Origin of the sequence: Mesorhizobium sp. M0954 (genome assembly GCF_040319155.1) — a bacterium.
In the GTDB taxonomy this organism is placed as follows: domain Bacteria; phylum Pseudomonadota; class Alphaproteobacteria; order Rhizobiales; family Rhizobiaceae; genus Mesorhizobium.
This window is the reverse complement of sequence record NZ_JAMYNR010000007.1, coordinates 1-19,450: the sequence shown is the minus strand read 5'-3', so window position 1 is coordinate 19,450 and position 19,450 is coordinate 1. Positions and strand designations below refer to the sequence as shown.

The window sequence follows — 19,450 nt, the reverse complement described above, 5'->3', positions numbered from 1 at the left end:
ATCGGCTGGGAAACCGGGCGGGTCAATTTTGCGCCTCCAAGCCTACGCGAGAATTGCCGCATGTCTTCCCACAACGACCACCAGAGAGGCCTTCTGATCACCGCCATCGGCGGGCTGACGCTGACCGTCGACATTCCGCTGATCCGGCTCGCCGACGGCGAGGCGTGGACGATCCTGCTGTTGCGCACCGGCACGACCTTCGTCGCCACGCTTATCATCTGGGCCGCCTGGCGATCGCTGAGCGCAAAGGCACCGCAGCTTGTACCGGGCTGGTCAGGGCTCATCGTTGCCGGCCTCTACGGGCTCGGCTCGATCGCCTTCATCACCGGTGTCTACAATACCTCGACAGCCAACCTCGTTTTCATCCTGGCGTTCACAACCATGTTCGCGGCCCTTTTGTCATGGCTGTTCCTGAAGGAGAGGCCACGGCCCCTGACGCTTGCAGCGCTGGCACTTATGATCGTCGGCGTGACGATCATTGTCGGCGATTCCGTTGGAACCGGACATCTCTTCGGCGACCTGATGGCGCTATGCTCGGCTTTCATGATCGCCGCGGCCATCACCATCTCGCGCGCCAGCGGCAAGGATATGGGTTTCACGGCGCTGATCGGAGTGGTCCTGCCGCTGGCCGTCGCCACCCTGATGGTTTCCAAGGTGGGTTTTCACGTCAACGCGCCATGGTGGATCGTCTTCAACGGTGCCGTCATCATGCCGATCTCTTTCTTCTGCCTCGCCAACGGCCCGAAATACATCTCCGGGCCGGAGGTGGCGATGTTCTACCTGCTTGAAACCGTGCTGGCGCCGGTCTGGGTGTGGATGATCTTCGCCGAAACACCGACGCGCAACAGCCTGATCGGCGGCGCGATCCTCATCATGACCTTGATCGGCCATTCGCTCTGGCAGTTGCACGACGGGCGCAAGCGCCGCGCCACGTTCGCCGTCAGTCACCCGGCCTGATTCTTTTTCGCGGCGGCGCGTTCGGCAACAATTTCAATCTGCGGCGGTGCATCTTCCTGCTCCGCCGGTTCGGCGGCAGCGAGTTCATCGGTCAGTTCCACCTCGCGCAGCCATTCGCGCCAGATTGCGACCAGCAGGGCCATCAGCACCGGGCCGATGAACAGGCCGAGAAAACCCATTGTCTTGACGCCGCCGATCAGGCCGAAAAAGGTTGGCAGGAAGGGCAGCTTTATCGGCCCGCCGACCAGCTTCGGGCGCAATGTCTTGTCGACGATGAAGAGTTCGACCGCGCCCCAGACGAACAGCGCCAGCCCCGCCATCGGCGAGCCGCTGGCGGCGAGATAGATCGAGACCAGCGTGAACGACAGCGGCGCGCCGCCGGGGATAAGCGCCATGATGCCGGTCAGCGCGCCGAGCGTCACCGGCGACGGTACGCCGGCCAACCAGTAAGCGATGCCCAGCACCAGTCCTTCGCCGATGGCGATAACGGTCATACCGGTAACCGTCGACGAGATCGTCGCCGGCACCACGCGTGAGATCCGTTCCCATCGGGCCGGCAGGATGCGTTCGCCGAGGCGATCGACCTGCCCGGCGAAATGCTCGCCGTCGCGATAGGCAAAGAACAATGCGATCATCATGAACAGCAGCGTCAGCAAAAGTCCGAAGGCGCTGCCGCCGGCGGCAAGCGCGCCGCGATAGATGCTGCCGATATTGGCGCCGCTGATCAGCTGGATCAGTTCGCCGATACCGCCTGGATGGCCAACGTTGACCGTCCACTGTTCATTGAGCCATTCGCCTACTACAGGCAGCGTGGCGATCCAGTGCGGCGTCGGCGCGCCGTAGCGGTTGGTCTCGATAGCCCAGCCGACCCATTCGCGCACCTCGTTGATGGCGTAGGTGCCGGCAAGCGCGATCGGCACCACCAGGAAGGTCAGGATGAACAGGATCGCAAGCGTAGCGGCAATCGTGCGGTTGCCGCCGACGCCTGCGAGCAGCCGCCGATAGAGCGGCCAACTGGCGAAAGCGATAACCAGGGCGGCAAGGACCGGGAACAGGAAGCCGTGGAAAAAATATACGCCGGCGGCGACGATCAGCACCAGGAGCCAGCGCGCCGCCGACAGCGGTGGAATGACAGCGGCCCTGAGCGGCGTCGACAGGCCAAACAGACGCTGTTGCCGCTCCGGCTTCTGGATCCTGATTTCCTTCAAGCGCCCAATTCTCCCTAGCCCATCGCATCGCTTATGCACTGATATAGTGCAGCAATCGTGACGACATTCCAAATGTTCGGGTGGCGCTGCTAATCTCCCCCTTTGAGGGGGAGATGTCGCCGAAGGCGACAGAGGGGGTCGGGACGTCCTGACGCGACCTTACCACGAACAAAGCAGGCTGGCGCTTCATGCGCGGGGACCCCCTCTGGCCTGCCGGCCATCTCCCCCCTCGAGGGGGGAGATTACCGCTTCACCCGAACTTGCCAGTCCTCGGGAAACCCTTCGGCACCATGCGGCCGGCCGAGGCGCGGGCGCCGATCCATTCGGCAAGCTCGTCACGCGATTTGGTGAAGGTGCGGTCTGCCGAATCCTGCCAGGACAGGCCGCTTGCCAGCGTGAAGGTCTTGAGGTCGAGGACACCGCCATCCTTGTATTTCTGCAGGCGCACGCCCTTGCCGCGTCCCATCTCGGGGATCTCGGCCAGCGGGAACACCAGCATCTTGCGGTTCTCGCCGACAATGGCGAGATGGTCGCCGGCGACGCTCACACAGCGCTGGGCTTCGTCGGGCGCCTTGACGTTCATCACCTGCTTGCCCTTGCGGGTGTTGGCGACGACTTCTTCTTCCGGCACGATGAAACCGTTGCCGTCATGCGACACCAGCAGCAGCTTGCGCTTGGGATCATGGACGAAAGCGGTGACGATATCCTGGTCGTTGTCCATGTCGACGATGATGCGGATCGGCTCGCCGTGGCCACGCCCACCCGGCAGCCGGTCGGCGCCGATCGTGTAGAACTTGCCGCCGGTGGTGAAGACCAGCACCTTGTCGGTCGTCTGGGCGTGGAAGGCGAGCTTGAGGCTGTCGCCTTCCTTGAAGGTCAGGGCCGAATGGTCGGTCAGATGACCTTTCATGGCCCTCAGCCAGCCCTTTTCCGAAACGACCACGGTGACCGGCTCGCGCTCGATCATGGCGTGGGCGATATCGGTCAGGTCATGCTCGGGTGCGTCGGCGAACTCGGTGCGGCGCTTGCCGATCTCGGTGTCGGGCCCGTATTTCTGGCGAACATTGGCGACTTCCCACTTGATCGTCGCCCACTGCTTGGCGTCGGACGCAAGCAGTGCCTCGATCTGCTTCTTCTCCCCGGTCAGGCCATTGAATTCCTCGCGGATTTCGAATTCCTCGAGCTTGCGCAGCGCTCTCAGCCGCATGTTGAGGATGGCTTCAGCCTGGGTGTCGGTCAGCGACCAGCGCACCATCATCACCTGCTTGGGCTCGTCCTCCTCGCGGATGATCCTGATCACCTCGTCGATGTTGAGGTAGGCGATCAAATAGCCGGCGAGGATCTCCAGCCGCCTTTCGATCTCGCCGAGGCGGTGCTTGGAGCGGCGGATCAGGACGTCGCGGCGGTGCTCCAGCCATTCCTTGAGCACACCTTTCAGCGACAGCACGTTCGGCACCTTGCCGCGCGACAACACGTTCATGTTGAGCGGAAAGCGGCTTTCGAGCTCGGTCAGCTTGAACAGCGATTCCATCATGATGCCGGGATCGACCGAGCGGCTCTTCGGCACCAGCACGACGCGGATGTCTTCGGCGCTCTCGTCGCGGATATCCTCGAGCAACGGAAGCTTGCGCGCCATCAAGAGCTCGGCGATCTTTTCGATCAGTCTGGCCTTCTGGACGCCGTAAGGGATTTCGGTGACGACTATGTTCCAGGTGCCCCTGCCCTGGTCCTCCTGGCTCCACTTCGCCCTGACGCGAAAGCCGCCGCGACCCGTTTCGTAGGCTTCGAGGATCGAGGCTCGGCTGTCGACGATGATGCCGCCGGTCGGGAAATCCGGACCTTGCACGAAATCCATCAGCTTGGTGACGGGCGCATCCGGATGATCGATCAGGTGAAGCGCGGCGTCGCAGAGCTCGGCCGCATTGTGCGGCGGGATCGAGGTCGCCATGCCGACGGCGATGCCGGACGAGCCGTTGGCGAGCAGGTTCGGGAAGGCGCCGGGCAGCACGGCCGGCTCCTCGTCTTCCTCGTTGTAGGTCGGGCGGAAATCGACGGCGTCCTCGGTGATGCCTTCCAGCAGCAGCGTCGACACTTCGGTCATGCGCGCTTCGGTGTAGCGCATGGCGGCGGCGTTATCGCCGTCGATATTGCCGAAATTGCCCTGCCCGTCGACCAGCGGGTAGCGCATCGAAAAATCCTGCGCCAACCGCACCAACGCGTCGTAGATCGACTGGTCGCCATGCGGATGGAATTTGCCCATCACCTCGCCGACGATGCGGGCGCATTTGGCAAAACCCTGGTCGGGGTTGAGCCGCAACAGGCGCATGGCATGCATGATGCGACGATGCACCGGCTTCAATCCGTCGCGCACGTCCGGCAGCGCCCGGTGCATGATGGTCGACAGCGCGTAGGCGAGATAGCGCTCTTCCAGCGCCTTCTTCAGATCGACCGGCTCAATATTGTCGCCGCCGCCACTCTCGGGCGGCAAAAGCCTTTTTCCCATGGGCTGGCACTAGCCGAGCGGGTGATTCGCGGCAAGAGGCACACCGGTATGCGTGCTCCTAAAGCGCATCGCGTTCGACCGGCCCCATGCGACGCTTTAGGTCCTTGTTTTGATGCATGTCGTTATCGCAAAACCGTTGCACATTTTTGCGCGACACCCATTATGCAACAGGAATTGGAAGCGTCGCGACGCCGGCCAACATCAATCCGTTACATCCTGCTTCTATCGCAAGGCTGATGGATCGGGTTTGCCTTTGGCCGCGATTTTCGACCATTGTGCCGAGGCCCGCCTTTTTCCGGTCCAGTTCGTCACCGAATGGTGACGACGCGACGATTTGAAAAGAATTTCAGGACACTCTCAGGGGAGCTCTCGATGACGATCAGACACTCGACACTTATTAAAAGACACTCGACACTTGTTAAGAGACTGGCTTTTTCGACCTTTTTGCTGACGCTGCCGCTGAATGCGGCGTTCGCGCAGGATACCGCGGTCGCCGACCGGCTGAAGGCGGCCCTCGCCGCGCAGGGTGTCGACCTCTCCTGGACCGGAGTAACCGGCGACACCTCCAGCATGGTTCTGCAAGGCGTAGCGGTCAAACCGGCGGCCGAAAAGGAGGCGCTCAAGATCGGCGACGTCAAGCTCGAAGGTGTGACCGAAGCCAATGGCGGCTATCAAATCGCGACCGTATCGACGTCGCCGTTCGAACACAGCGAAGATGGCGTCACGCTCAATCTCAGCCCCTTCGTCATCCACGACATGACGGTTCCGGCCGAAGGCGCAACCGGTCCGCTGGGCTCGCTGATGATGTACAAATCGGCCGAGCTCGACAACATGACAGTCAAAGTGGCTGACAAAACTGCTTTCTCGATGGACGGGCTTGCCATCGCAATCACGCCGCCGGCCGACGGCAAGGCCATGGCGTTTTCCGGCACTACGGAAAAATTCGCTGCCGACCTGACCCTGGTCGAAGATCCGAAGTCCAAGGAAGTCATCAACGCACTCGGCTACCAGAACATAACAGGCAATCTTGAGATGGAAGGCACCTGGCAGCCTACCGACGGCAGGATGGACTTGTCGAAATACGAAATATCGGTCGACAATGCCGGCACGCTCGGCATGACCTTCGATCTCGGCGGCTACACGCTGGACGTCATCAAATCACTGCAGGAGATGCAGAAGAAGATGGCAGCGCAGCCCGAAGGCGCGGACAATTCGGCGCAAGGCATGGCCATGCTCGGGCTGCTGCAGCAGCTTTCGTTCAACAGCGCCTCGATGCGCTTCGACGACGATTCGTTGACCAAAAAGGTGCTCGATTATGCCGGCAAGCAGCAAGGCATGTCCGGCAAGGACATCGCCAACCAGGCCAAGGCGATCGTGCCCTTCGGCATGGCGCAGCTCAACAATCCGGAACTGACCGCGCAGGTTTCGGCCGCGGTCAACAAGTTCCTCGACGATCCGCAAAGCATCGAGGTCTCGGCCGAGCCGCCGGCAGCGGTGCCGTTCGCGCTGATCATGGCGGGCGCCATGTCCAACCCGCTCGACCTGCCGAAAACGCTCGGCGTGACGGTTACGGCAAACGAAGACTGACCGAGACAGGCTTCAAGCAAAAAGCCCGGCAGCGATGCCGGGCTTTTTTATGAATCAACAGCACCGGTTCGGAGCGTTTTCTAAACCTCTTTCCTCGTCGCCACCACCCGCAGCGACAATTCGCGAAGCTGCTGCGGGCTGGCTTCCGACGGCGCGCTCATCAACAGGTCGTAGGCCTGCTGGTTCATCGGGAACATAGTCACTTCGCGCAGGTTTCTGGCGCCGACCAGAAGCATGACGACGCGGTCGATGCCGGCCGCCATACCGCCATGCGGCGGCGCGCCATACTGGAAGGCGCGATAAAGACCGCCGAAGCGCTCTTCGACCGTCGCGCGGTCCAGCCCGACGGTTTCGAACGCCTTGACCATGGTTTCGGGCAGATGGTTGCGGATGCCGCCGGAGGCGATCTCGAAACCGTTACAGACCATGTCGTACTGGAACGCCTTGATGCCGAGCAGATCCTCGCCGTTAAGCGCATCGATGCCGCCTTGTGGCATCGAGAAAGGATTGTGCGCGAAGTCGATCTTCTTCTCCTCCTCGTTCCATTCGAAGAACGGGAAGTCGACGATCCAGCACAATTCGAAGCGGTCGCGGTCGACAAGATTGAGCTCCTCGCCGGCGCGGGTGCGCGCCGCTCCCGCGAAGGAGACGAACTTCTTCGGATCACCGGCGACGAAGAAGGCGGCATCGCCATCGGCGAGGCCGAGTTGTTGTCGGATCGCCTCGGTGCGCTCCTCGCCGATGTTCTTGGCCAGCGGCCCGGCGCCTTCGAGCTTCTCGCCCTCCTTGCGCCAGAAGATGTAGCCGAGGCCGGGCTGGCCCTCGCCTTGCGCCCATGAGTTCATGCGGTCGCAGAAGGCGCGCGACCCGCCGGTCTTGGCCGGAATGGCCCAGACCTCGGCCTTCGGATCGTTGGCAAGGATGTTGGCAAATACCTTGAAGCCAGAGCCGCGAAAATGATCCGAGACGGCCTGCATCTCGATCGGGTTGCGCAGGTCCGGCTTGTCGGTGCCGTATTTGCGCATGGCGACATCATAGGCAATGCGCGGAAACTTCTCCGTCACCGGCTTGCCGGCGGCAAAGGTCTCGAACACCCCCCGCATCACCGGCTCCATGGTGGTGAACACATCCTCCTGCTCGACGAAGCTCATCTCAACGTCGAGCTGGTAGAATTCACCCGGCAGACGGTCGGCGCGCGGGTCCTCGTCGCGGAAGCAGGGCGCAATCTGGAAGTAGCGGTCGAAGCCGGACACCATGATCAGCTGCTTATATATCTGCGGTGCCTGCGGCAGCGCATAGAAAGTGCCGGGGTGGATGCGCGACGGCACCAGAAAGTCGCGCGCCCCTTCCGGCGACGAGGCGGTCAGGATCGGCGTCGAGAATTCCGTGAAGCCGACCTCGCCCATCAGCTTGCGCATCGAGGCGATGATTTTCGTCCGCGCAACGATATTCTTGTGCAGCGTGTCGCGGCGCAGGTCGAGGAAGCGGTATTTGAGGCGGATGTCCTCTGGATAATCCGGCTCGCCGAAGACCGGCAGCGGCAATTCCCTGGCGGCCGACAGTACCTCGATCTCGCGCGCGAAAATCTCGATCTCGCCGGTCGGCAAATTGGGGTTCACGGTGTCGGCGAGGCGCGCCTTGACCTCGCCGTCGACGCGCACAACCCATTCGCCGCGCAGGGTCTCGGCGATCTTGAAGGCAGGCGAATCCGGATCGGCGACGATCTGGGTCAGGCCGTAATGGTCGCGCAAATCGATGAACAGCAAGCCGCCATGGTCGCGCACGCGATGCACCCAGCCCGACAGGCGAACGGTCGAGCCGACGTCGGCCTTCCTCAACTGGGCACAGGTATGGCTGCGGTAACGATGCATTGTCATTCTTAAAGTCCGGATGTTGGGTTGCGGCCAAGGCATGATGGCCCAGCCTGAAAATTTGCGCGAAAAGCACATGAGAGGGTGCATTTGTCAAGGCAAGCGGCAGCCGGGTCGAGTTCGCGTTCTTCCCGCCCCTTCCCACCGGCATCAATTTATGCTCGAGGCGTCAATCTGAGTTCGCTGCTCTGTGCCCGCAGTTCAACTATGCACTCACCCCTTCACCCCGCCCGCCGTGAGACCGGAAATGATCTTGCGCTGGAAGATGAGAACGAGGACGACGAGCGGCACGGTGACGATCACCGATGCGGCCATGATGTTGCCCCACGGGATCTCGAACTGCGAGCTGCCGGAGAGCAGCGCGATCGCCACCGGCACGGTTCGCTGCTCGTTGCTGGAGGTAAACGTCAGGGCGAACAGGAACTCGTTCCAAGCACCGATGAAGGCGAGGAGCCCGGTGGTCGCCAGCGCCGGCCACATGAGCGGCAGGAAGACGCGGCTGATGATGATCCAGGGCGTGGCGCCATCGAGGATCGCCGCTTCCTCCAGTTCGATCGGCAGGTCGCGAACGAAGGCGGTGAGCACCCAGACGGTGAACGGCAAGGTGAAGATCATGTAGGACAAGATCAGCGCGAACGGCGAATTGTAGAGGCCGAAGGTGCGGATCAGCTCGAAAAGACCGGCAAGCACCGCCAATTGCGGGAACATCGAAACGGACAGGATAATGAGGAGCAGAGCCGAGCGGCCGCGGAAGCGGATGCGCGCCAGCGCATAGGCAGCGGTGACACCCAGGAACAGCGAAATGACGACAACGGCGCTCGAGATGAACAGCGAGTTCACGAGGTTGCGCAGGAAGGTCCCCTCGGTGAACACGGTCCTGTAATTGCTGAAGGTAATCGTCTTCGGCCAATAGTCGATCTGGAAGAGCGCCGTCCCCGATTTCAGGCTGGTGATGATGGCGTAGTAGAACGGGAACACCGCGACGACGACGATAACGGCGACGAGGAGGTAGAAAGCCGTGCGCTTGACGATCCACATGGTCAGTAGTCCCCCATGATCAATAGTCCCCCATGGTCAATAGTCCTTGTCCAGTCTTATCCGGCCGAGCCAAAGAACGAGCATGGTCAGCAGAGCGAGGATAAGGAAGAGAAGCGTCGAGGCGGCGGAACCGGAAGCGAACTTGTCGAACTCAAACAGGCTCTCGCGGGCAAACACCGACATCGACTTGGTGTGTATGTTGTTTGGCGTAAGCACGTAGATCAGATCGAAGATGCGCAGGGCATCGAGACCGCGAAAGATCATGGCCACCATCAACGCCGGTCGGATGAGCGGCAAAGTGATCTTCCAGAAAATTCTCCACGCGCCGACGCCGTCGAGCTTGGCGACCTCGTAGATTTCTTGTGGAAGCATCTGGAGGCCGGCGAGAATGAGAAGCGCCATGAAGGGGGTTGCCTTCCAGATGTCGACAACAAGGACGGCGACCATCGCCGTGTCGGCGCTGGCCGTCCAGGCGATCTTGGTGCTGATCAGGCCGAGCTTGAGCAGGACGTCGTTGATGATGCCGAACTGGTCGTTGAGCATCCACTGCCACATTTTCGCCGAGACGATCGTCGGGATCGCCCAAGGGATGAGGATCGCGGCGCGCACGATACCGCGGCCGCGAAACCTGGCGTTGAGCACCAGCGCGACGATCATGCCGAGCACCGTCTCGCAGGTCACCGAAATCACCGCGAAGCGCACCGTGTTCCAGACGGCGCGCCACCAGACCGGATCGGCGAGCAGCCCGTCATAGACGACGCGGCCGCTCGGCATTTGCACGACGGAGAAATAGTTGGCGAAGCCAACCCAGCGGCGGGCTTCGAGGTCGGCGAGCGAGGCGTCGGTGAAGCCGAAATAGATCGTGCGCATCAACGGCCAACCGGCAACGGCGGCGAGCACGATGAGCATCGGAGCAAGCAGCAGCCATGCCGAGCGCACACGCTGACGCGCCAGCAGCGAGCCTGAGCGCGGCGAGGTCACCAGGCGGTGCCCTTGAGCCTGGTCAAGGAGAACTCCAGATCGGCAAGGTTGTCGGCGGCTGTGCCCTCGCCGGAAATGGTGTTGTGGACGGCGGTCCAGAACTCGCTCGATGCCTCATTGTACCGGCTCTTGGCTTGGGCCGAGGGACGCGGCACCGCGTTGTGGACGACTTCCTTCCAGCGCGGAATCACCGGCTGGGCGCTGGCGATGTCGGCATCGTCATAGAGTGCCTGGATGGTCGGCAGATATGCCCCCTTCAAGGCGCGGTACTTCTGCATCTGAGGCGAGGCGATCCATTTGACCAGCTCGATCGCTGCATCCGGGTTCTTCGAATATTTGGAAACCGCGAGATTCCAGCCGCCAAGCGTTGCTGCCGGGTGCGCGCCCTCACCAGACCCCGGCGGCAGCGTCGTCACCTCGAACTTGCCTTTGATGGGGGAGCTTTCGCTGTTGCCAAGCGCGTAGGCGTAGGGCCAGTTGCGCATGAAGACGGCGTTGCCGGTCTGCCAAACTCCGCGCGACTCTTCTTCCTGGTAGGCCAGAACGCCGGGCGGTGAGATGGTTCCCACCCAGCTCCTCGCCATTTCCAGCGCCGCAGCTGCTTGCGGATTGTTGATGGAGATGGTGCCGTCCGGCTCGATAATCTGGCCGCCGCCGTTCGACTTCACCCATTCGAGTGCATCGCAGGTCAGCCCCTCATAGGCGTTGCCCTGGAAAACGAAACCCCACATGTCCTTGTTGCCGGCCGCGCGCTCCTTATCCATGACAAGCTTGGCGGTATCGGCAAGTTCAGCCCAGCTGGCCGGGACCCTGGCGCCGTATTTGTCGAGGAGATCCTTGCGGTAGTAGAGCGCCGGAGCGTCGGTGAATATCGGCAAGGCGACGAGCTTGCCGTCCACGGTCTGCGATTTGATGATCGATGGGAAATGGGCGCCAACGACATCCTTGGTCGCTTCGGTCAGGTCGATGAACTGCCTTGCAAGCTGGGGGGCCCAGATGATGTCCGTTTGATAGACGTCGACGTCGCTGCTTCCGGCGGCAAGCCAGAGCCGGTATTGGCCAAACTGGTCCGTCGCCGAGGGGGGCAGCGGAACGACGCTAACCTTGTTGCCGGTCGTCTTCTCGTATTGATCGAGGATCTCGCGAAGGATTCTCTGGCCGTTGCCGGTATCTCCGGACACCATGACGAGGTCGACAGCCCGCGCCGGCCCGGCCGCCAGAACTGCGGCCACGGCAAATGCCGCAAATGCGGAATGAAATTTCATGATGGCGGACCTCCCTTTGGAGCTTCAGGCCGGGCAGCAGAAACGACGTCGATGCCTGACACCATCTCCGCACACCGGCAGCTCACAAGACGCGCATTCGCCCACCAGCACTGAACTACAAAGATACGCCTTGGTTCCCAACACGGAGGGTCTGGCGCCACGCGGTAGCGCAAGTTCCCCCTCGTTAATGCACCTAAAACGTGTCGCGTTCGATCGGCCTCGGCGACGCGCTTTAGGTTCTTGTTTTTATGCATGTCGTTATCGCAAAACCGCTGCACACTTTTGCGCGACATGCATTAAGGCCCCCGGCTGGCCCCAACGCCACCGGGAATTGCCGCTGGCATTGGCGAAGGCGATGGTTCAAGAAGGATCAACGACAGGCTTTCCTTCATGTCCTCCATCCGCCCGCTGATCCCCCTCCTGATCGCCGCCGGCATCCTGCTCGGCGGCAATGGCCTGCAGAGCACGTTGATTGCGCTGCGTGGTGCGCAGGAAGGTTTTCCCGCTTCCTCGATCGGCCTGATGGGCACGTTCTATTTCGCCGGCTTCCTGCTCGGCTGCCTTGCCGTGACCCGCATCATGAAGTCCGTCGGCCATGTGCGCGCCTTTTCGGCACTCGCGGCGATCGCCTCGGCGGGAACGCTGCTTCTGGTGCTGGTCATCGATCCGGTGATGTGGTGCGCCGTGCGCTTTGCCGGCGGGTTCTGCTTTGCCGGCCTGTTCACCATCATGGAAGCCTGGCTGAATTCCGGCGTCACCAACACCGACCGGGCGCGGGTGCTTGCCATCTACCGGATGGTCGACATCGGCTCGGTGACGGGCGCCCAGTTCCTGATCCCGATCTTTGGCGCCGGCGGCTTTGCCATCTTCGCCATCATGTCGATGATGATCACCGTTTCGCTGGTGCCGGTTTCGCTCGGCGACCGCTCCAATCCGACGCCGCCGGAAGACGTCAAGCTCGATTTGGCGCGCGTCTGGCGGATCTCGCCGCTCGGCTGCTTCGGCTGTATCGCCGTCGGCGTCACAAACAGCGCCTTCCGCACCCTGTCGCCGGTCTATGCCGAGCAGATCGGCATGTCGGTCGCCGACGTCGTCACCTTCGTCAGCGTCGGCATTTTCGGCGGCGCCATCATCCAATACCCGCTTGGCTATCTCTCCGACCGCTGGGACCGGCGCTCGGTGCTGCTGATGACGACGTGCTGTGCGATGGTGGCGGCACTGGCGCTGGCATTCGTGGCAGGCGGCAGCCCGTTTCTCAACTTCCTGCTCGTCTTCATCTTCGGCTGCTTCGCCATGCCGCTCTATTCGTTGTCAGCGGCGCATTCCAACGACCGCGCCGACAAGGGCGAGTTCGTGCTGATCAACGCTGCCTTGATGCTGTTTTATTCCTTCGGCGCCATCGGCGGGCCGTTCGCAGCCTCGACGGTGATGCAATTTTTCGGGCCGAGCGCGCTGTTCGTGTTCAGCGCCACCGTCTATGCGATCTTCGTGGCCGTCATCCTTTACCGGATGCAGGCGCGCTCCGCCGTGCCGGCCACCCATCGCAGCCGTTTTACGGCGCTGTTGCGCACTTCGACGGTTTTTGCCCGGCTGGCGAAGCGGAATGCCGATCCCGATGAACCCGCAAAGCCTGGATAGAGGTGCTTGCGCTTGACGAAAGCGCGCGCGGCTGAAATTGAAAGAGACCCTATCCCTTGCCAAAAGCGATTTGATGCACGTCATCACCACCCAGAAAGAACTCGAGACCGCTATTGCCGCTTTCGAAAAGGCGGAATTCGTCACCGTCGATACCGAATTCATTCGCGAAACGACCTTCTGGCCGATCCTGTGCCTGATCCAGATGGCAGCGCCCGGGGTGACCGCGCTGATCGATCCGCTGTCGCCCGACATCGACCTGAAACCGTTCTTCAGGCTGATGTCCAACGAGGCGATCGTCAAAGTCTTTCATGCGGCGCGCCAGGACATCGAAATCATCGTGCATCTCGGCGATCTGGTGCCGCATCCGGTGTTCGACACCCAGGTTGCGGCAATGGTCTGCGGCTTCGGCGACAGCGTCTCCTACGACCAGCTGGTGCAGCGCATCACCGGAGCGCGGCTCGACAAGTCCTCGCGCTTCACCGACTGGCGCCACCGTCCGCTGTCCGAAAAGCAGCTCGACTACGCGCTCGCCGACGTCACCCACCTGATCGAGGTCTACAAGCATCTCAGTGCCGAGCTGGTGCGGGAAAACCGCGCCCACTGGCTGAACGAGGAGATGGACGTGCTGACCTCGCGCGAGACCTACGATCCGCATCCCGAGGATGCCTGGAAGCGGCTCAAGATGCGGCTGCGCAAGCCGCAGGAACTGGCGATCGTGCAGGCGGTGGCCGCCTGGCGCGAACGCGAAGCGCGCGAGCGCGACGTGCCGCGCGGCCGGGTGCTCAAGGACGATGCTATCTACGAAGTGGCGCAGCAGGCGCCGCGCGACGCTGCGGCACTGAGCAAGCTGCGTACCACGCCGAAGGGCTGGGAGCGCTCGTCGACGGCGACGGCACTGCTTGGCGCGGTAAACGCTGCCCTTGCCCTGCCCAGGGAAGAGATGCCGAAGCTGCCGAAGAGCTTCCAGCCGCCGGAGGGGTCAAGCGCCGCGGCGGAGTTGCTGAAGGTGCTGCTGCGGATCGTTGCCGAAAAGGAAGGCGTCGCATCGAAGGTACTCGCCTCCAGTGACGACATCGACCGCATCGCTGCCGAGGGCGACGAAGCCGACGTGCCGGCATTGCAAGGCTGGCGGCGTGCCGTCTTCGGCGAGGCCGCGCTCAAGCTGGTGCGCGGTGAACTCGCCATCAGGTTCGACAAGCGCAAGATCGCTGTGTTCGATTTGTAGCATTGAGCTTGCTCAGACCAAGCCGAGCAGATGCACCGCTAGCCATATCCATCCAAGTGCAAGAACCACCGCGCCCAGGTAGAATGCCCTGCTGCGCAGGATCAGCTGATTGCTGGTCAAGTGGACCGATGCGTGAAGATAGCGGGAGACGACAAAGATCCACATCAGTGCCAAGGTCAGATAATTGACGCCATTGGTCACGTGCAGCGTCAAGCATAAGACGTAGAAAAGCACCGGCAGTTCGAACTGGTTGCTCAGATTGTCGGCGACGGTGACGCTGGAACCTGGCTCCGTCGAGCGCGTCTTGAACTGGCCGGCCTTGGCTTCGCCCGATCTGACCGCACCATGGCGGCGCCGGCCCATAACGACGTAGACGATATAGACCAGCAGCACCTGCGCCAGCATCGGCCAGAAGATCGCGGTCTGGTTCAAGATGCCCCCTGTCTCTGTCACCCAGCCTTCAAGACCGTTTCTGAGCCATCAGAGTGAAAGCCGCAGTGACGGTCACTGGTATCGCCAGTAGGGCGAATTTGGTGACGATCAGCGCCGAGGCGAAGGACAGCGAATCCGGATTGGCCGACAGAAAATCGGACAAAAGACGAGCCACAGCGATATTCTGGGCATAGTCGGTAAGCAGGTAGGGCAGCACCAGCACAACCGCGAATATCGACTGGGTTTGCGCAGGCAGTGCACGGAAATTCTTCAGCCGCCGGCCCGTGGCCAGGATCAGGCTGACCATCGTCAGCGACAGCAGCGCCGGAAACAGCAGGTCGAAGGTCAGGTAATGCCAGACGAGAATAATTTCGCTGCCGCGCCGGCCGAGTGCCGTCAGCCAGGCCATGCCCTCATCCGGGGTGAAACCGGCATAGCGCATGTCGAGCGACGGCAGACCGCCGCTCAATTGGCGAAAATAGAGGAACTCCATTGCCGTCATGATGATGAAAACCGCCACGGTGGCGACACAGAGTGCGGCCGCGTGGCGCGACAGCCGCAGGATCATTGCCGCCAGATTGCGCCAAGACGCATGACGGTCAGGCTCCGCCAGGATAATTCGGGCTTTCGCGGGTAATCGTGACGTCATGGGCGTGGCTTTCACGAAGTCCGGCATTGGATATCCGCACAAAAGTGGCGCGCTCGCGGAAATCGGCAAGGTCGCGGCCACCGACATAACCCATAGCGGCTTTCAGGCCGCCTGCAAGCTGGTGCAGCACGCCAGACACAGGTCCTTTGTACGGCACCTGCCCTTCGATGCCTTCCGGGACCAGTTTCAGCGTGTCGCGCACCTCGGCCTGGAAATAACGATCGGCGGAGCCGCGCGCCATCGCGCCGACCGAGCCCATGCCGCGATAGGCTTTGAAGGAGCGGCCCTGGTGCAGATAGACCTCGCCCGGGCTCTCGTCCGTGCCGGCCAGCAGCGAGCCGATCATCGCAGCACTTGCGCCGGCGGCCAGTGCCTTGGCGAGATCGCCCGAATATTTGATGCCGCCATCGGCAATGACCGAAACGCCGGATTTCTGCGCCGTCTCGACCGCCGACATGATCGCCGAGAGCTGCGGCACGCCGACGCCGGCGACGATGCGGGTGGTGCAGATGGAGCCTGGTCCGATGCCGACCTTGACCGCGTCGGCGCCGGCATCGATCAGCGCCAAGGTGCCTTCCGCGGTGGCGACGTTACCGGCCAGGATGCGAACCGAGTTGGACAGTTTCTTGGCCCGCGTCACCGCATCCAGAACGCGCTGCGAATGACCGTGCGCGGTGTCGATCACGAGAAGGTCGACGCCGGCGTCGATGAGGCGCTCGGCGCGTTCGAAACCGTCATCGCCGACGCTGGTGGCGGCGGCGGCGCGCAAGCGCCCCTGCGCATCTTTGGTGGCGTGCGGGTTGAGCTGCGACTTCTCGATGTCCTTGACCGTGATCAGCCCGACGCAATTGCCGTCCCGATCGACCACAACAAGCTTCTCGATGCGGTGCTGATGGAGCAGCCGCTTGGCCTCGTCCTGATCGACGTTCTCCTTGACCGTGATCAGGTTCTCGCGGGTCATCAGCTCATAGACCTTTTGCGCCGGATCGGAGGCGAAGCGGACGTCGCGGTTGGTCAGGATGCCGACGAGCCGGCCGACCGTGTGGCCGCCGGTGCCGCCGTTCTCGACCACCGGAATGCCCGAAATGCTGTAGGTGCGCATCAGACCCAGCGCATCGGCAAGCGTCGCCTCGGGACCGATGGTGACAGGGTTGACCACCATGCCGGACTCGAATTTCTTCACCTGCCGCACCTGCTCGGCCTGTTCGGCCGGCGAGAAATTGCGGTGGATGACACCGATGCCGCCGGCCTGGGCCATGGCGATGGCGAGCCGCGCCTCGGTAACCGTGTCCATGGCGGCCGACAGGATCGGCACGTTGAGGTCGATGTCGCCGGCGATGCGGGTGCGGATGTCGGTCTCGCCGGGCATGACCTCGGAATGGCCCGGCTGCAGCAGCACGTCGTCAAAGGTCAGCGCCAATGCGCCGGTGGACGTCTCGATGATTTTTGCCATGGCCAGCCCTCGGAATGCAGGAAAGGCGCTCGCCCTGGATGGACAGCGCCGACTCGTCTTCTTCCCTTTCAGGATTGGCGCTGGCTCGTAACACGTCCCGTGGCCGTTGAAAAGCCGATGGTTGTGTAGTGGCGAAGCTGCATTTTGCCCCAGGGGCTGCGAGACTTGCGGTCGCACAAACGTGACAGCAAATTAATGCGACATCCGGGCCAAGCCATGATAACCGCCCTACCTGTCGGTTTGGCCCCCAGGGCCGGCAAGCAATCGCGACGCACATTTCAAGGCCGGATCCATCGTGAACCGCACCATTCCGCTTATCCTGGCGGTCGCTCTATTCATGGAAAACATGGATTCGACCGTCATTGCGACATCGTTGCCGGCGATCGCCATCGACATCCACACCAGCCCGATCGCGCTCAAGCTGGCGCTGACCGCCTATCTTGTATCGCTGGCGATTTTCATTCCGATCAGCGGCTGGATGGCCGACCGCTTCGGCGCCAAGAATGTCTTCCGTGCCGCGATCGCCGTGTTCATCGTCGGTTCAGTCGCGTGCGCCATTTCCAATTCGCTGCCGGCTTTCGTAGTGTCACGTTTCCTGCAAGGCATTGGCGGCGCCATGATGACGCCGGTCGGACGGCTGGTGCTGGTACGCGCGACGCCGAAAAGCGAGCTCGTCGCCGCCATGTCGTGGCTGACTGTCCCGGCTCTGGTCGGCCCCCTGGTCGGCCCGCCGGTCGGCGGCTTCATCACGACCTATTTTTCCTGGCACTGGATTTTTCTGATCAATGTGCCGATCGGGCTGATCGGCATCTGGCTGGCCACGCGTTTCCTGCCGAAGACCGACGCCGCGCAGACGCCGCCGCTCGATCTCATCGGTTTCGTGCTGAGCGGGCTGGCGGCATCGGGCATCGTGTTCGGCCTGTCGGTGGTCAGCCTGCCGGCTCTGCCGCCAGTCGCCGGCTTTATCACCGTTGTCGTCGGGCTGGCATCGGCGGTGCTTTACCTGCTGCACGCGCGCCGCGCCAAGAATCCGCTGCTGGCGCTCGAGCTGTTTCGCAATCGGGTGTTCCGCTCGTCGGTGCTCGGCGGCGGACTGTTCCGCATCGGCATTGGTGCCGTACCTTTCCTGTTGCCGCTGATGTTCCAGATCGGTTTCGGGCTGACGCCGTTCCAGTCCGGCATGATCACCTTCGTCTCGGCGATCGGCGCCATAGGCATGAAATTCGTCACCGCGCTGATCTTCAGGGTCGCCGGCTTCCGGCGGGTGCTGATTTCAGGCTCGCTCATCGCTGCCGCGTCCATCGCCATCAACGGCCTGTTCACACCCGACACGCCCTACGGGCTGATCCTCGCCATGCTGCTCGCCGGGGGCTTCATCCGCTCGATGTTCTTCACCGGCATCAATGCGCTTGCCTATGCCGAGATTTCGGCCGCCGACACCAGCAAGGCGACGCCGATCACCGCGGTGTTCCAGCAGTTGGCGATCGCACTCGGCGTGGCGCTGGCCGGCGGCATCCTGGAAGTGTCGACCAAGATCCATGGCGGCCCGCTGACGCTGAGCGACTTCCACACCGCCTTCTTCATCGTAGCGGCGGTGTCGGCGGCAGCCTCGCTGTCGTTCATGCGGCTGGCGCCGGACGCCGGCAATGCCGTGTCTGGCCATGGCCGGTTGACGCCGCCGAAGACGCTGGAGCCGGTGAGCCCGCCGGGGAGTTGAGGAGTGGCGCCCTCCACCGCCGGCGCGACGGCACCCCCTCTGGCCTGCCGGCCATCTCCCCCTCAAGGAGGGAGATTGGCAGCTTCGGCACTGCACTCACTCTTCACAGTCGAAGGTTTGCGAAGGTCGCGATGACATCCGATCTCCCCCCTGTTTGGACCGGAGACATCGCGAACAGGTGTGCGAGGACATCGCGAACAGTTTGGCGCGCTTTGCGCCGGGAGGTTCGGGATGCCATTCGAGGACACGAGCGCGATGAAACAGAAGCTGGAATTTGTCAGGTTGGCGAGCGCGCCGGGAGCGAATGTGAGCGCGTTGTGCCGGCGCTTTGGGATCGGTCGGACCGTGGCTCACAAGTTGATCGCGCGCTATCGGACGGAGGGCGAGGCCGGGCTTTTGGAGCGTTCGCGCCAACCGCTCTCGAGTCCCAGGCGCAGCGCCTGGGAGGTCGAAGCAGCGGCGCTTTCGGTGCGGGCGGCACATCCGGCCTGGGGCGGGCGCAAGATCGCCCGGGTCCTGGCGCGCCAGGGGATTGGCTGTCCGTCGCCCTCGACGGTGACCGGCATCTTGCGTCGCAACGGCGTCGAGCTCGGGGCGCTGGGCGGCGGGGCAAAGCCCTTCATCCGCTTCGAGCACGAAGCGCCCAACGATCTGTGGCAGATGGACTTCAAGGGTCATGTGCCGTTGCGCGCCGGGCGCCTGCATCCGCTGACCGTGCTCGACGACCATTCGCGGTTCTCGATCGTGCTGTCGGCCTGCTCCGACCAGACCACCGAAACCGTGAAAACGCGCCTGATCACGGCCTTCCGCCGCTATGGCCTGCCCTTTCGTATCGCCACCGACAACGGCCCGCCTTGGGGCGATGGCGGCCGCAACGACTTTACCCTGCTCGGCGTCTGGCTGATCGAAATCGGCATCGCCATCGG

At 62.6% G+C, this 19,450-nt stretch carries 15 protein-coding genes; 6 read left to right on the top strand and 9 right to left on the bottom strand.

From position 1 onward, the window contains the following. Positions 1-60: 60 nt before the first annotated feature. Positions 61-957 (top strand): DMT family transporter, encoded by an 897-nt coding sequence (locus tag NKH93_RS11285; protein WP_352472036.1) that lies wholly within the window; start codon positions 61-63, stop codon positions 955-957. Here the strand turns inward: NKH93_RS11285 and NKH93_RS11280 are convergent. Then, positions 945-2,165: an AI-2E family transporter gene (locus tag NKH93_RS11280; protein WP_352542394.1), complete on the bottom strand. Its 1,221-nt coding sequence runs from the start codon at positions 2,163-2,165 to the stop codon at positions 945-947. The genes NKH93_RS11285 and NKH93_RS11280 overlap by 13 nt on opposite strands. 250 nt (positions 2,166-2,415) lie before the next feature. Beyond that, complete coding sequence (gene parC, locus NKH93_RS11275; RefSeq protein WP_352682070.1) at positions 2,416-4,668, bottom strand: DNA topoisomerase IV subunit A; 2,253 nt, start codon at positions 4,666-4,668, stop codon at positions 2,416-2,418. Between the two features lie 372 nt (positions 4,669-5,040). On the opposite strand from parC, the gene NKH93_RS11270 reads away from it, so the two are divergent. Next, the gene (locus NKH93_RS11270) at positions 5,041-6,255 is read left to right on the top strand and encodes an aq_1923 C-terminal domain (protein WP_352970368.1); all 1,215 of its coding nucleotides are present in this window, start codon (positions 5,041-5,043) and stop codon (positions 6,253-6,255) included. Positions 6,256-6,335: 80 nt separating this feature from the next. On the opposite strand, the gene aspS is transcribed toward NKH93_RS11270, so the two are convergent. The 4 genes from aspS to NKH93_RS11250 form a co-directional block, all read right to left on the bottom strand. Beyond that, on the bottom strand, positions 6,336-8,126 hold the full coding sequence (gene aspS / locus NKH93_RS11265; RefSeq protein ID WP_352970558.1) for an aspartate--tRNA ligase: 1,791 nt from the start codon (positions 8,124-8,126) through the stop codon (positions 6,336-6,338). Positions 8,127-8,339: 213 nt separating this feature from the next. Beyond that, positions 8,340-9,164 (bottom strand): carbohydrate ABC transporter permease, encoded by an 825-nt coding sequence (locus NKH93_RS11260; RefSeq protein WP_352970366.1) that lies wholly within the window; start codon positions 9,162-9,164, stop codon positions 8,340-8,342. Between the two features lie 36 nt (positions 9,165-9,200). Beyond that, positions 9,201-10,073: a carbohydrate ABC transporter permease gene (locus NKH93_RS11255; RefSeq protein WP_352472057.1), complete on the bottom strand. Its 873-nt coding sequence runs from the start codon at positions 10,071-10,073 to the stop codon at positions 9,201-9,203. A 68-nt stretch (positions 10,074-10,141) separates the two neighbouring features. Beyond that, a complete protein-coding gene (locus NKH93_RS11250; RefSeq protein WP_352970364.1) occupies positions 10,142-11,410 on the bottom strand; it encodes an ABC transporter substrate-binding protein in 1,269 nt (422 codons plus the stop codon). A 390-nt stretch (positions 11,411-11,800) separates the two neighbouring features. Here NKH93_RS11250 and NKH93_RS11245 point away from each other — a divergent pair, with 390 nt between their 5' ends. Further along, positions 11,801-13,048 carry an MFS transporter gene (locus NKH93_RS11245; protein WP_023674455.1) on the top strand — a complete coding sequence of 416 codons (1,248 nt, stop codon included), beginning with the start codon at positions 11,801-11,803 and terminating at the stop codon, positions 13,046-13,048. Positions 13,049-13,121: 73 nt separating this feature from the next. Continuing rightward, entirely contained in the window at positions 13,122-14,273 is a 1,152-nt protein-coding gene (gene rnd, locus NKH93_RS11240; protein WP_352542386.1) for a ribonuclease D, read from the top strand. A gap of 12 nt (positions 14,274-14,285) precedes the next feature. On the opposite strand, the gene NKH93_RS11235 is transcribed toward rnd, so the two are convergent. From NKH93_RS11235 to guaB, 3 genes are read right to left on the bottom strand one after another with little or no spacing between them, the layout of a single operon-like run. After that, positions 14,286-14,705, bottom strand: a complete 420-nt coding sequence (locus NKH93_RS11235; protein ID WP_352542385.1) for an MAPEG family protein — start codon at positions 14,703-14,705, stop codon at positions 14,286-14,288. 28 nt (positions 14,706-14,733) lie between these two features. Further along, on the bottom strand, positions 14,734-15,273 hold the full coding sequence (locus tag NKH93_RS11230; RefSeq protein ID WP_352542392.1) for a hypothetical protein: 540 nt from the start codon (positions 15,271-15,273) through the stop codon (positions 14,734-14,736). Positions 15,274-15,304: 31 nt separating this feature from the next. After that, complete coding sequence (gene guaB / locus NKH93_RS11225) at positions 15,305-16,807, bottom strand: IMP dehydrogenase (RefSeq protein ID WP_352458563.1); 1,503 nt, start codon at positions 16,805-16,807, stop codon at positions 15,305-15,307. Positions 16,808-17,102: 295 nt separating this feature from the next. On the opposite strand from guaB, the gene NKH93_RS11220 reads away from it, so the two are divergent. Continuing rightward, complete coding sequence (locus NKH93_RS11220; RefSeq protein WP_352970361.1) at positions 17,103-18,524, top strand: MFS transporter; 1,422 nt, start codon at positions 17,103-17,105, stop codon at positions 18,522-18,524. Positions 18,525-18,755: 231 nt separating this feature from the next. After that, positions 18,756-19,450 (top strand): DDE-type integrase/transposase/recombinase (locus NKH93_RS11215; RefSeq protein WP_352970359.1); only part of this gene is annotated, 695 nt, incomplete at its 3' end.